Origin of the sequence: Siminovitchia terrae (assembly GCF_003605405.2) — a bacterium.
GTDB classification, from domain to species: Bacteria; Bacillota; Bacilli; order Bacillales; family Bacillaceae_C; genus Siminovitchia; species Siminovitchia terrae.
The window spans coordinates 281,894-296,017 of record NZ_QYTW02000003.1 but is presented as its reverse complement, the minus strand read 5'-3'; the positions used below and the strand labels follow the sequence as shown (position 1 = coordinate 296,017).

The window sequence follows — 14,124 nt, the reverse complement described above, 5'->3', positions numbered from 1 at the left end:
GTGGGAACTCTTTTTTCATCAGCAGCAGCCTTATTCATAACAGTGCCACTCCTTTTCTACATTGTTGTATTCACTATCGTTAAACAATTAACAAGGAATCATAAAAAAGCGCTAAATGCTGCCATTTATTTAACTACATTCATCCTAGTTATATCCGTTCATTTTTTAATCATGACCATATGGGAAAGCTCCTATTTGTTTGTCATTATATTATTCATGCTGATCACAGCTGTGTTCTTCACTTTCTTGCATTGGAAAACAAGAGAAGAGATCATTTACTGGAAAGTGTTTGCAGGTTACCTGCGTCTAAACTTTCTTATGTTTTCAGTTTTTTACATCAGTCTCCTTTTGTTTGGAATTATAACGAGGGCAAAAAACTTGATTTTCAGCGTCTAGTATGGCGGCTTTAAGCAGGAAAATGTCATTTATTCATATAGTTTGCTATACTTTTTGTGATTGAAACAGATAGGAGAAAGGAAGTACATAGATGGAATTGGAAAATGCTGCCGTTTTGGCAACAAATCGCTTTGCTTCGCTTTACATTGAAGATATGGAATCTGTAAAAGATTTCTTTCAATATAATATAAAAGAAGAAACAATTTATCGGCAGCGATATGGTGATTTGATGGAACGGGAATTTGCCCGGGAAGAAATTGCTGAATGCATCGATCATTATATGAAGAAGTTTCCAAGTTCTGCCGCTACCCAGCATTCACTCAAGAAATTCAGGGACAACAGATCCGTTGTAGTCATCGGCGGACAGCAGGCCGGCTTATTGACTGGCCCCCTATATACGATACATAAAATTATTTCAATCATAAAACTGGCTGAGCAGCAGGAAAAGGAATTGGAGCAGCCTGTCGTTCCAATCTTTTGGATTGCAGGTGAAGACCATGACCATTTGGAAATCAATCATATATTTGCCCCGAAGAAAGAGAATTTTAAAAAGAAGAATTACCACGAAGCTTTTTCAGGCAAAATGATGGCTTCCCATATTGTCTTCGATAAAGAGAAAATGCAAGCATGGACTAGCCAGATTTTTTCGTATTTTGGTGACCGTTCCCATACAAAGGAAATGCTAACAGTCGTTGATGAAGCCATCTCAAATACAAGAACTTTTACTGAGTTCTTTTCCTATTTGATCATGTATTTCTTCAAAGATTACGGCTTGCTTCTCATTGACTCTGCTGATCCGAAGCTCCGTCAGCTTGAAAAGCCATTTTTCTCCCGAGTCATTCATGACAGGCAAATGATCACTGATGCCGTGCTCTCTCAACAAAGAAAGAAACAAAGCAGGGGCTTTTCCAATGCGATTGAAATCGATGATTACGCGGCGAACTTATTTTATTACCATGAAAATGAGCGGGAGCTGTTGGAGTTCGATCCAATCGAGAAGGTATTTGTCAGCAAGACAAACGAATTGAGATTTACTGATCTGGAGTTATTTGAACTACTGGAATCATATCCTGAGAGATTTAGTAATAATGTCGTTACACGCCCGCTTATGCAGGAATGGTTGTTTCCAACCTTGGCATTTATTGCAGGGCCTGGTGAGATTGCCTATTGGGGAGAATTGCTCCCTGCATTTCAGGCAATGGAAAGCCAAATGCCGCCGATTGTACCGAGGCTCAATATTACACTTCTCGATAAGACGACAGATCGAAATCTTGCTGACTTAAATTTGTCAATTGATAAGGTGTTGGAAAAAGGAACAGCTGAAGATCGAAATCGTTTTTTGGCTTCCATTAAGGATGGCGGATTTGAGTCACTGATAAAAGATACGAAAGAAGAATTGAGTGACCATTATCAGAAAATCATTGCAAAAGTAGGGGAAATTGACCGGGGGCATGTTCAACTTGCGGAAACTAGTTTGGCATTGCAAATCAGGCAATTGGAATTTTTGCAGAGAAAAGTGGAAGACAGCATGACAAAGAAGCATAGCTCCCAGCTGGACAAATATGTTTGTGTGGAGAAAATGCTCAGACCAAATGGCCAGCCCCAGGAAAGAATTTGGAACATCTTTTATTATCTGAATGAATACGGAACGAAATTTATCGATGGATTGTTAAATTTGCCATATGAGTTTGACGGCAGACATAAAATTATAAGAATTTAAATGGAAAAAAGCCGCTTCCTTGGGAGCAGGCTTTTTTTTTATCGAAAATCGATGATAAAAACCCTGGAATATTCATTAAAAAAATGGTGGTGGCAAGTGGGGGATTGTGGTACAGTTATTATAGAAAGTGGGGGCAAAGGTCATGTTCATGGGTGAATACCAACATAACATTGATACAAAAGGCCGCTTGATTGTGCCTGCTAAATATAGAGAGCACTTGGGTGATTCGTTCGTTATTACCCGGGGGTTGGATCAATGTTTATTTGGCTACCCAATGGAAGAATGGAAACAGATCGAAGAAAAATTAAAAGCTCTCCCACTTACCAAGAAAGACGCACGTGCTTTTACCCGATTTTTCTTCTCGGGGGCCGTGGAATGTGAACTGGACAAGCAGGGCAGGGTTAATTTGCCCGCATCTCTTCTTGGCTATGCGAAACTGGAAAAAGAATGTGTTATTTTAGGAGTATCCAGTCGTTTTGAGATTTGGAGCAAAGATTTATGGGAAGACTATTTCTCAGCATCTGAAGAGTCTTTTGCAGAAATAGCCGAGAATATGATTGACTTCGATATATAGAATGCTCCAACTTTCGGAATAGATTTGGATGGTGAATTGAAAAGTGTTTTCACATACGACGGTATTGCTTAAAGAAACAGTTGATGGTCTGGATATAAAGCCGAATGGTATATATGTTGATTGCACGCTAGGCGGTGCAGGACATAGCTCCTACCTTTTGTCCCAATTATCAGATGAAGGAAAACTGATTGCCTTTGATCAGGATGAGACAGCCATTGATCATGCAAGTAAGAAGCTAGCAGAACACAAAGACCAATTGATTTTGGTGAAAAGTAATTTTAAGTATTTGGCTGAAGAATTAGAGAAGTTGGGTATTACGCGTGTGGATGGTATTCTTTACGATCTTGGAGTTTCCTCACCGCAGTTGGATAATCCTGAGCGGGGTTTTAGTTATCACCACGATGCGCCATTGGATATGAGGATGGACTTGGACGGAGACGTCTCGGCCTATGATGTTGTGAACGAATGGCCATATGAAGACTTGGTGCGAATTTTCTTTCGGTATGGAGAAGAGAAATTTTCGAAACAAGTGGCGAGGAATATTGAGGCAACAAGAAAGAAACGGCCTATTAAGACAACAGGCGAGCTGGTAGAAATTATTAAAGATAGTATTCCGGCTCCTGCGCGGAGAAAAGGAGGTCACCCGGCTAAACGGATTTTTCAGGCCATTCGGATTGCTGTCAATGACGAATTGAAAGTTTTTGAAAACTCTTTGAGGCAGGCTATCGAGTTATTGAATTCAGGAGGGCGGATCAGTGTCATCACATTCCATTCCCTTGAAGACCGGATTTGTAAGCATGTGTTCAAGGAAGCCAGCGAAGGACCTGACCTTCCGCCGGGATTGCCGGTCATTCCAGAAGAATACAAACCTGTACTGAAACTAGTAAATAGAAAGCCGATTGTACCAGTAGAAGCTGAATTGACAGCCAATAACCGCTCGAGATCAGCGAAACTACGGATAGCCGAAAAATTATAATCTAAAAACAGTCAGAAATGGGGGAAGTCAATGAGTAACTTGGCACAACAACTCCAACAAAATAATAGTGTTCAGCAAAAGGAAGTTCAAAAAACAACAGTTCGGCGACATGTAAAAATAAGTCCGGGCGAAAAAGTGTTGTATTTGCTTCTCGCTGCCTTTATAATTTTTATGGCCGTAAAAATTATTACAGTTCAAGCTGCAGTCTACGATACGAATAAAGAAGCTCAGGAAGTGGAAAGAAACATCCAGAAACATGAAAAAGTGAATGCTGACTTAGCGATGCAAGTTGACGAACTCAGCAGATATGAGCGGGTTTGGAAAAAAGCCAAAGAACTGGGCCTAAATCTGAACGAGAATAATGTTAAGGTTGTTGAGAATCGATGAATGTTCAAAAAAAAAATAGAAACATAGGAGCAGCACTGTTATTTTTTATATTCGGGCTGCTTTTTTTTGTCTTGGCCGTTCGTTTCATAACTATCCAGTATACAGGAGAAGTGAAGGGGCAGGCGCTGGCTGCTAAAGCATCGCAATTGTATAAACGGACTGATGTGCTAAAAGCCAAGAGAGGGACCATTTATGACCGCGAAGGTGAGGTAATCGCCGAAGACTCAGCATCTTATACTCTAATCGCCGTGATGGATAAGAAGGTCACTTTGGACCCGAAGCGTCCGCATCACGTGGTAGACCCAAAGGAAACTGCCAAGAAACTCTCGGAACATATTTCGCTCAGCGAGCAGGAAATCTATGAACGGCTGACGAAAAAAGGACGGAAACAGGTTGAATTTGGTCCGGCTGGCCGGGACCTTCCTCACCGCGTAAAGGAAGAAATCGAAAAGTTGAAACTGCCAGGCATAGGCTTCATTAAGGATACGAAACGATTTTATCCGAACGGTATTTTCGCTTCGCATTTGATTGGCTATGCCCAAGGGGAACAGTCTAATGGAGAATCTACCGAAATCGTCGGTAAAGCGGGGTTGGAAAAAAGCTATAATGAAATGCTCACCGGAAAGGATGGCTCCCTCACATATAAGGGAGATGTCTGGGACTTTATTTTGCCTAACTCCAAAAAACAGATTAAAGAGCCAAAGAACGGTAAGGACATTTATTTAACCCTTGATAAAAAAATCCAAACCTTTCTTGAAGATGCGATGAATAAGGTGGATCAGAAATATTCACCTGAGAGAATTCTTGCCATTGTTGCTGATCCGAAAACGGGGGCGATCCTCGGCATGGGACAGCGTCCCACCTATCATCCGGTCACCCGAGAAGGAATAGAAAAAAATTGGCATAACGAAGTGGTTGAAAGTTCATTTGAACCGGGTTCGACGATGAAAATATTTTCATTAGCTGCATCTGTTGAGGAAGGGGTCTTCAATCCGAATGCGACCTTCCCATCCGGAAAGTACTATTTGAACAATAAGCAACCTCCGATCAAAGACCATAATCAAGGAAACGGTTGGGGTCCAATAACCTATCTGGAAGGGGTCCAACGTTCTTCCAACGTCGGATTTGCCTATCTACTGGAAAAAATGGGCACAGATACTTGGCGTGACTATATGGATAAGTTTAAATTCGGGCAAAAAACGGGTATTGCCCTTCCGAATGAAGCAAGCGGAAAAATATTGTATGAATGGCCGATTGAAAAAGTAACCAGTGTCTTTGGACAAGGAACAACCGTGACCTCTATGCAGATGATCCAGGCAGCTTCAGCCATTGCCAATAACGGAAAAATGATGAAACCGTATGTGGTGGATAAAATTGTAGACACCGCTACCGGCGATGTCACCGAAACAAAGCCTGAGGTGAGCGGACAGCCACTAAGCTCGAAGAGTGCAAAAGAAGTCAGAGATATTCTGGAAACCGTCATTACGGCGGAAAATGGTACCGGAAATCAATTTTATCAGCTTGATGGATATTCCGTTGCAGGGAAAACCGGAACTGCACAAATAGCTGCTCCAAATGGTGGATATTTGCAGGGAAGGGAAAATTATATTTTTTCTTTTTTGGGAATGGCTCCGAAGGATGATCCCAAGCTGGTGATGTATGTGGTTGTAGAAAAGCCAAAGCTTAGGCAGGATGAAAACGGTGCTTTGCCCGTTGCAGAAATATTTAAGCCGGTAATGAAAAGCAGCCTTCAATATTTGAACATTGAGCCTGAAAAGAAAGAGAAGGCGGTTATCACCGAATTGCCGGATCTAACTGACATGAATGTTCAAGAAGCAACAGAGTTTTTAAAGGAAAAGGGCCTCAAGCCAGTACTCCTCGGGAATGGAAAACAAATTCTCTCGCATTCTCCCAAGAAGGGAGATCGAGTCATTGAAGGGGAGAAGGTGGTCATTAAGACAGACGCTAAACTGTCAATACCGGATATGACAGGATGGTCAAAACGGGATGTTCTCAAAGTGGCCAAACTGGCAGAATTGAAGGTTAATATGGTGGGGAACGGCTATTTGATGAAACAAAACATAAAGCCAAACTCCAAAGTAACAGCTGGCGACCACCTTGTTGCCAATTTCGCCAACCAAACTGAAATGGTTGAAAAAAAGAAATCCGAAAAAGACAAGGCGGAAGAAGAAGCTCCGCTGGACTGATACATGGCGTGGACGTTGGTCTAATCATGCAGGACAAGACATATAGTTGAACGAACCGTAAAAAGAGGGGGGCCTTTTGTGAAGCGGGTTTCAACTGTAACAGTAAGAAAAAGACTGTCCTATTTCCTGCTGATTGGACTTATCGTTTTTTTAATCATCGATATGAGGTTGGGATACGTGCAATTCGTATTAGGGGACGATTTGACGAACCGTGCTCGTGATTCGTGGAGCAGAAACATCCCTTTTGAACCAGAAAGGGGAAAAATAACGGACCGCAACGGCGTGCCGATTGCTGAAAATAAAAGTGCACCTACGGTCTATATCATACCAAGGCAAATTGAAGACCCGGCTGCTGCCGCAGAAAGCCTTGCTCCAGTCCTAAATGTGTCAAAAGAAAAATTGTACAAACACATGACAGCAAATTCTTCTAGTGAGCGTATTCCTGAGGGAAGAAAGATTTCCTATGAGAAAGCCAGGGAAGTAAGCGCATTGGATATAAAAGGTGTTTATATAGCAGAAGATTCCAAGCGTCACTATCCATTTGGGCGCTACTTGTCTCATGTATTGGGATTTACTGGCGTAGATAATCAAGGGCTGATGGGCCTTGAGCTCTACTATGATAAAGAGTTACAAGGAAAAAGGGGCTCTGTGCAATTTTTTTCCGACGCTAAAGGGAGAAGAATGCCGGATATGTCGGATGATTTTGAGGCTCCAGTTGATGGATATGATTTAAAATTAACAATTGACACGAAAATCCAATCCATCATGGAAAGGGAGTTGGATAGTGCCGAAGCACAGTTCAGCCCAGACGGGATTGCAGCCATAGCCATGGATCCGAATAGCGGGGAAATTCTAGCTATGTCAAGCAGGCCGTCATTCGATCCTTCGGACTTCCGTGATGTACCCCAGGAAATATACAACCGGAATCTGCCGATCTGGAGCACTTATGAACCGGGTTCCACCTTTAAAATTATAACCCTTGCTGCGGCACTCGAAGAGGGACTTGTCGATCTGGAACATGACCATTTTTATGATCCTGGTTCAGTGAAAGTTGGCGGGGCAACTCTTAAATGTTGGAAAAGAGGAGGACATGGCAGCCAGAGCTTTTTGGAGGTTGTCCAAAACTCGTGTAACCCGGGTTTTGTGCAACTGGGAGATCGACTGGGCAAGGAAAAGCTTTTTCAATATATCAGGAGCTTTGGTTTCGGGCAAAAAACTGGCATTGACCTTGCCGGAGAGGGGACAGGAATCCTATTTAAAATGGACAAAGTGGGACCAGTTGAGCAGGCAACAACCGCTTTTGGCCAAGGAGTGTCAGTCACACCCATCCAGCAGGTTGCTGCGGTTGCAGCTGCGGTAAATGGAGGTACGCTTTATCAGCCTTACATTGCGAAGGAACTGGTTGACCCTGTTACGGGGACAACAGCGATGAGAAAGGCGCCAGTGGCGAAAAGGAGGGTTATTTCGGAAAAAACTTCCAAAGAAATTCGCCATGCTCTCGAAAGTGTCGTTGCCCAAGGGACGGGGCGGAATGCTTTTGTTGATACTTACCGAATTGGCGGCAAAACAGGAACTGCCCAAAAAGCCAAAGATGGAAGATATCTTGAGAATAATCATATCGTTTCTTTCATCGGGTTCGCGCCTGCAGATGACCCACAGCTTGTTATATATGTTGCAGTGGATAATCCCAAAGGAACTATTCAATTTGGGGGAACTGTCGCAGCGCCTATTGTAGGAAAAATTATGGAGGATTCCTTGCGTGCCCTTGATGTGAAACCGAGAAAAAATCAGATTGAAAAAAAGACGAATTGGAATGATCCGAAAATGGTCACTGTGCCAGACCTAAAAGGTTTTACAAGAAAAGAACTCCTTCAGCAAATGTTGGACCTGAAGCTTGAAGTCAGCGGTGATGGAGCAAAGGTGATTCAGCAGGCTCCAGATCCGGGCGTAAAGGTTGAAGCGGGATCTGTCATAAGGGTTTATATGAGATAGGTAAACTTGCTTGTTCAAAAACAGGGTATGAAAAAGTTAAAAGGAACGAAGCAAAGATCTACCCTAATGATTTAAAGGGTAGATTTTTAAGATTGAAAAAATTGGGAACTTATTTCCGAACCAGCATATAGATGATAACGGTGCTTTTAAATTTATTTTACCGTTGTGCTTAGGAAAATGGTTTGTAATATATCGGAAATACCTTAAAAAATTTGGATTTCGCTTTCCATCTGCTTGCCTATCGCGGTATATTATGAATGCTGGATGTGGTAAAATAATTGCGAATCAAGTAGAGTTATACAGTCGGGAGATCTCTCCCGCTTGAAATCTTTTGAATGCTTAACAGCCATTTAATGAAATAGAAAGGATCGTAACGATGAAGCTTCATACACTTTTAAAAGCTTTGCCGTTGGTAAAGCCAACCTTAGAAAACACAGAAATCACTGCGATTGTAAATGACCATAGAAAAGTAGAGCCGGGCTCGATGTTCATTTGTATTAAAGGTCACCGTGTGGACGGCCATGATTTTGCAAAAGAAGCAGCCGAAAAGGGAGCGGCAGCCATCGTATCCGAAAAGCCCCTGCCGCTTTCCGTCCCAATAGTGGTTGTAAAGGATACGAAACATGCTATGGCAGTTCTGGCTGATGTATTTTATGGCCATCCAACTGAAAAGATGCGTCTAGTTGGCATCACTGGTACAAATGGGAAGACAACAACAAGTTTCATGGTCGAAGAGATTTTTAGAGAAGCCAACCTTGCGACTGGGCTGATTGGAACGATCAGCATGAAAATTGGAGACAGGGTAATTGAGACAAAAAACACAACTCCCGACACGATTGTGCTTCAAGAAACCTTTGCCGAAATGGTTAGTGAAGGCGTTGACGCTGCAGTCATGGAGGTTTCTTCGCATGCACTTGTACAAGGAAGGGTAGATGGGTGCGACTTTGATGTGGCTGTCTTTACCAATCTGTCACAGGATCACTTGGATTATCACCAAACAATGGAAGAATATAAGAAAGCAAAAGGACTTCTGTTTACAAAACTGGGAAATACATATACGAAGCCGAAATTTGCTGTCATCAATGTGGATGATCCGGCAGGAAAACAGTATATTTTCGATACATCCGCACATGTGGTCACATACGGAATTGATCATTCCGCCGACTTTATGGCTCAAAATATCGTAATGGGCAGAAGTGGAACATCGTTTACGCTTATTTCTCCAGAAGGGAAAAACAACGTTTCTTTAAAGTTAATGGGGAAGTTCAGTGTCTACAATACTTTGGCGGCAATAGCGGCAGCATATGTCTCGAATGTCCCACTTTGTTCCATTATCCGTACAGTGGAGGCTGTTCAGGGAGTTCCCGGCCGCTTTGAAGGTGTAGACGAAGGGCAGGATTTTTCTGTTATCGTTGACTATGCCCATACACCTGACAGTTTGGAAAACGTCTTGAAAACTATAAAGGAATTTGCTGGAAAACGAATTTTTGCTGTTGTCGGATGTGGAGGAGACAGGGACAGGACAAAGCGCCCGCTCATGGCCGAAGCAGCTTGTAAATATGCAACTGATCCGATTTTTACTTCCGACAATCCTCGCACGGAAGATCCGATTGCCATTTTGAAAGATATGGAAAAAGGTGTAGAAGGAAAGCAATATCAAGTCATTTCTGACCGGAAACAGGCCATTACTGCAGCTATCAATGCTGCCCGGGAAGGAGATGTAGTGTTGATTGCAGGGAAAGGACATGAGACGTATCAAATCATCGGGGATAAGGTATTTGATTTTGATGACCGCCTCGTTGCGAGCAATGCCATTAAGGAGTTAAGAAAATGTTGACATACGAAGAAATTGAAAAAATCTTACCTGAATCAAAAGGTATCAAGGATGCAGGCATGTCGTTTGCCAGCATTGCTTTTACCAGTGATGAAGAACAACCGAAAGGCTTATTTATTCAAAATGGAGAGGACGAAGACCTTCAAGCTGCTATTTCCAACGGTGCAATTGCTGCTGTCTGGCCTTCAGAAAAGGAATTGCCTTTTTACACGCCGAATCATTTTCCTGTCTTTCTTGCAAAAGGTGGGACATTGTCTGCTGCTGTTAAGATACTAGAGGAAAACTGCCACAAGGTGAGCCTTGAAAAGGCGAATCATAAGACATGGGTCCTATTTCCGAAAACAAAGGATCATGCAGAGCCAAATGACCTGGTTGAAAAAATGAAACAATTGATCCAATCTGACGAAAATTGTGTTGATAGGAACGGGGTGAGGTAACAAATGATGGAAAGAGTCGTTTTATTTACAATCATCATGGCTTTTCTGATTACCGTCTTATTATCTCCCCTTTTCATCCCATTTTTGAGAAGGCTGAAATTCGGTCAAAGCATCCGTGATGAAGGTCCAAAATCGCATCAAAAGAAAAGTGGTACTCCGACCATGGGCGGGATTTTGATTATCATTTCAATCATTGTCACAACGCTGCTCATGACCGGAAAATACACAGAACCGGGATCAGATACATATTTGCTTATTTTGGTCACGTTTGGCTTCGGTCTGCTGGGCTTTTTGGATGATTTTATTAAAATCGCCCTTAAGCGGAATCTTGGACTGACATCCAAGCAAAAACTGCTTGGCCAGATTTTGATAGCACTTGTGTTTTATTTTGTACTCAAGGCCTTTGATTTCTCCACGGCTATCGCAATCCCTTTGACAGATATATCTATTGAACTGGGACCGTTGTATGCCTTTTTCATCATATTTTGGCTTGTGGGATTCTCGAATGCAGTCAATTTAACTGATGGCCTTGATGGACTTGTTTCCGGGACTGCAGCTATCGCTTTTGGGGCATTTGCTATTTTAGCGTGGAGCCAGTCGCAATATGAAGTGGCTGTGTTCTCGGTGGCAGTTGTAGGAGCAGTATTGGGCTTCTTGGTTTTCAATGCCCATCCGGCAAAGGTTTTTATGGGGGATACTGGTTCTCTTGCTCTGGGTGGAGCGATTGCCGCAGTGGCCATTCTTACAAAAACAGAAATCATTTTATTGGTAATCGGCGGGATCTTTGTAATTGAAACATTGTCTGTCATTTTACAAGTAATTTCTTTCAAATTGACAGGCAAGCGGATTTTCAAAATGAGTCCTCTGCACCACCATTACGAACTTGTCGGATGGTCAGAGTGGCGTGTAGTTGTCACGTTTTGGGCTGTGGGCCTGCTTTTTGCCATTTTAGGAATTTACATAGAGGTGTGGGTGTGAATTGAAGAAGATTACCGACTATCAACATAAAAAAATACTCGTGCTAGGATTAGCAAAAAGCGGCATTGCAGCTGCCACTCTTTTACATGAGCTGGGCGCATTTGTCACAGTAAACGATCAAAAACCATTTGAGGAAAATCCCGCGGCACAAGGCCTACTTGAAAAAGGTATTACAGTTATTTGCGGCAGTCATCCCCCCGAACTGCTTAATGAGGGGTTCGAGTTGATTGTTAAAAACCCGGGTATTCCATATACAAATCCACTGGTTTCAAAAGCATTGGAAATGGACATTCCCATTATTACGGAAATTGAACTTGCATATCGAGTGTCAGAAGCTGACATTATTGGTATCACCGGATCAAATGGGAAGACAACAACGACTACTCTTATTTTCAAGATGCTTGAAGAAGCATCAAAACATCCAATGATTGCCGGGAATATCGGTACTGTGGCCTCGGATGTGGCAATGGAAGCATCAAGTGAGAACAAAATGGTCGTGGAACTGTCTTCTTTTCAGTTGATGGGGGTGGATCAGTTCAGACCACATATAGCTGTCATTACGAATGTATATGAAGCACATCTAGATTACCATCAGACGAAAGAAAATTATGCAAGGGCCAAGGCGAATATTACAGTAAACCAGACCATGGACGATTTCTTAATTGTGAATGCCGATCAAGAGGAGCTGCTTGAACTGGTAAGCTTCTCAAAAGCTGCATTCATTCCTTTTTCAACAAAGCGCTATATAGAAAGAGGTGTATCCATCAAGGAAGGAAAAATAATTTATTTTGGCGAAGAGGTCATTGACATTGAGGAGATTCTTCTTCCCGGAAAGCATAATCAAGAAAACATCCTTGCGGCCATTGCGGCAGTAAAGCTCCTAGGTGTAGGAAATGATGCTATTAAAAATGTGTTGACCTCTTTTCAAGGGGTGGAACACAGAACCCAATTCATTTCGAACATTAATGGAAGAAAATTTTATAACGATTCTAAGGCTACGAACATACTGGCCACCAAGAGTGCTTTGGAGGCTTTTCAGGCGCCTGTCGTTCTTCTTGCGGGGGGATTGGACAGAGGAAACGGTTTTTTCGAACTGGTTCCATACTTGTCAGGTGTAAAAGCCCTCATCCTATTCGGTGAAACAGCCGACAAGTTGGAGGAAGCTGGAAAGGAAGCAGGAATACAATCCATTTATCACGTCGATAATGTGGAAGAGGCTGTTCCTCTTTCTTTTAAAGTATCTGAACCTGGTGATGTTGTTTTGCTGTCTCCTGCATGCGCAAGCTGGGACCAGTATAAGACATTTGAAGTACGGGGTAATATTTTTGTACAAGCCGTGCATAAACTGAAGGAGAGCCAATAATAGGTGTATGGAACAGGCTTAAATACAGTGGAGGCAGAGGTGCTGACTGTTGCCCTTGAAAAAATCTACACCCGACTTTATTTTGATTCTCGTAACCCTGACATTGTTGGCCATTGGGCTGATCATGGTATACAGCGCCAGTGCCGTTTGGGCAAACTACAAATTTAACGATTCCTTTTTCTTTGCAAAAAGGCAGCTTCTGTTTGCGGGACTGGGCTTTGCTGCCATGTTTTTGATGATGAACATCGATTATTGGTCTTGGCGAAAGTGGGCCAAGCCCATATTGATTGTTTGTTTTATATTGCTGCTCGTGGTCTTGATTCCTGGTATTGGAATGGAAAGGAACGGTTCCAGAAGCTGGATAGGTGTTGGGGCATTTTCCATCCAGCCGTCCGAGTTCATCAAGCTTGCACTGATTGCTTTTTTAGCGAAATTCCTCTCAGAAAAGCAAAGGTATATTACAACCGTGAAAAAGGGTCTCGGACCCTCCTTAGCATTGGTGTTTCTTGCATTTGGACTGATTATGCTACAGCCTGATCTCGGGACAGGAACAGTAATGGTAGGCACTTGTATCGTGATGCTTTTCATAGCCGGTGCCCGGATTTTCCATTTTGCTGTACTAGGGTTGATCGGGCTTGCGGGGTTTGTCGGACTGATTTTATCCGCTCCTTACCGGATGGCCAGGATCACTTCTTTTCTTGATCCTTGGAAGGACCCTTTAAATAGCGGTTTTCAGATTATCCAATCGCTATACGCAATCGGACCAGGTGGATTGTTCGGATTAGGGCTCGGTGAGAGCAGGCAGAAATTCTTTTACTTGCCGGAGCCGCAGACTGATTTCATTTTTGCCATCCTTTCGGAGGAACTTGGCTTTATTGGAGGAAGCTTAGTCATTCTGCTATTTGCCCTGCTTCTATGGCGAGGGATAAAAATTGCCCTTGGGGCGCCTGATTTATACGGCAGCTTCCTCGCTGTCGGAATCATCTCCATGATCGCTATTCAGGTAATGATTAATATCGGTGTTGTGACTGGACTGATGCCAGTTACTGGAATTACTCTCCCCTTTTTAAGCTATGGGGGGTCCTCATTGACAATCATGTTAATGGCAGTGGGGGTACTGCTGAATATAAGCCGCTATGCAAGAGTCTGAAAAGAAACTCAATAACATTTGGGTTTCTTTTTTATTTCAAAATAACAACAATCTACAATGAACACATTTTTCTTGTATAAAATATAGTAAAATAAGATAATTAAGGAGTT

Annotated in this window: 12 protein-coding genes; all 12 read left to right on the top strand. The window is 42.6% G+C overall.

All coding sequences use genetic code 11. The annotated features are described in order from the left end of the window. Complete coding sequence (locus D5F11_RS05760) at nucleotides 1-396, top strand: DUF3397 domain-containing protein (protein WP_120115253.1); 396 nt, start codon at nucleotides 1-3, stop codon at nucleotides 394-396. A 91-nt stretch (nucleotides 397-487) separates the two neighbouring features. Then, the gene (gene bshC / locus D5F11_RS05755; RefSeq protein ID WP_120115252.1) at nucleotides 488-2,116 is read left to right on the top strand and encodes a bacillithiol biosynthesis cysteine-adding enzyme BshC; all 1,629 of its coding nucleotides are present in this window, start codon (nucleotides 488-490) and stop codon (nucleotides 2,114-2,116) included. A gap of 142 nt (nucleotides 2,117-2,258) precedes the next feature. After that, nucleotides 2,259-2,690 (top strand): division/cell wall cluster transcriptional repressor MraZ, encoded by a 432-nt coding sequence (gene mraZ / locus D5F11_RS05750; RefSeq protein WP_120115251.1) that lies wholly within the window; start codon nucleotides 2,259-2,261, stop codon nucleotides 2,688-2,690. Nucleotides 2,691-2,733: 43 nt separating this feature from the next. Then, nucleotides 2,734-3,666 carry a 16S rRNA (cytosine(1402)-N(4))-methyltransferase RsmH gene (gene rsmH, locus D5F11_RS05745; protein WP_120115250.1) on the top strand — a complete coding sequence of 311 codons (933 nt, stop codon included), beginning with the start codon at nucleotides 2,734-2,736 and terminating at the stop codon, nucleotides 3,664-3,666. A gap of 30 nt (nucleotides 3,667-3,696) precedes the next feature. Continuing rightward, nucleotides 3,697-4,053 (top strand): cell division protein FtsL, encoded by a 357-nt coding sequence (gene ftsL / locus D5F11_RS05740; RefSeq protein WP_120115249.1) that lies wholly within the window; start codon nucleotides 3,697-3,699, stop codon nucleotides 4,051-4,053. Continuing rightward, the gene (locus D5F11_RS05735; protein ID WP_126646509.1) at nucleotides 4,050-6,260 is read left to right on the top strand and encodes a penicillin-binding protein; all 2,211 of its coding nucleotides are present in this window, start codon (nucleotides 4,050-4,052) and stop codon (nucleotides 6,258-6,260) included. Before ftsL ends, D5F11_RS05735 begins: the two co-directional genes overlap by 4 nt. 78 nt (nucleotides 6,261-6,338) lie before the next feature. Further along, nucleotides 6,339-8,252: a stage V sporulation protein D gene (locus D5F11_RS05730; protein WP_120115247.1), complete on the top strand. Its 1,914-nt coding sequence runs from the start codon at nucleotides 6,339-6,341 to the stop codon at nucleotides 8,250-8,252. Between the two features lie 376 nt (nucleotides 8,253-8,628). Further along, entirely contained in the window at nucleotides 8,629-10,089 is a 1,461-nt protein-coding gene (locus D5F11_RS05725; protein WP_120115246.1) for a UDP-N-acetylmuramoyl-L-alanyl-D-glutamate--2,6-diaminopimelate ligase, read from the top strand. After that, a complete protein-coding gene (locus D5F11_RS05720; protein ID WP_120115245.1) occupies nucleotides 10,083-10,523 on the top strand; it encodes a hypothetical protein in 441 nt (146 codons plus the stop codon). The genes D5F11_RS05725 and D5F11_RS05720 overlap by 7 nt, the downstream gene beginning before the upstream one ends. A gap of 3 nt (nucleotides 10,524-10,526) precedes the next feature. Continuing rightward, nucleotides 10,527-11,501, top strand: a complete 975-nt coding sequence (gene mraY, locus D5F11_RS05715) for a phospho-N-acetylmuramoyl-pentapeptide-transferase (RefSeq protein ID WP_120115244.1) — start codon at nucleotides 10,527-10,529, stop codon at nucleotides 11,499-11,501. A gap of 1 nt (nucleotide 11,502) precedes the next feature. After that, on the top strand, nucleotides 11,503-12,864 hold the full coding sequence (murD, locus tag D5F11_RS05710; RefSeq protein ID WP_120115243.1) for a UDP-N-acetylmuramoyl-L-alanine--D-glutamate ligase: 1,362 nt from the start codon (nucleotides 11,503-11,505) through the stop codon (nucleotides 12,862-12,864). A gap of 49 nt (nucleotides 12,865-12,913) precedes the next feature. After that, nucleotides 12,914-14,014 carry a stage V sporulation protein E gene (gene spoVE / locus D5F11_RS05705; protein ID WP_120115242.1) on the top strand — a complete coding sequence of 367 codons (1,101 nt, stop codon included), beginning with the start codon at nucleotides 12,914-12,916 and terminating at the stop codon, nucleotides 14,012-14,014. The last annotated feature ends 110 nt before the right edge of the window (nucleotides 14,015-14,124 follow it).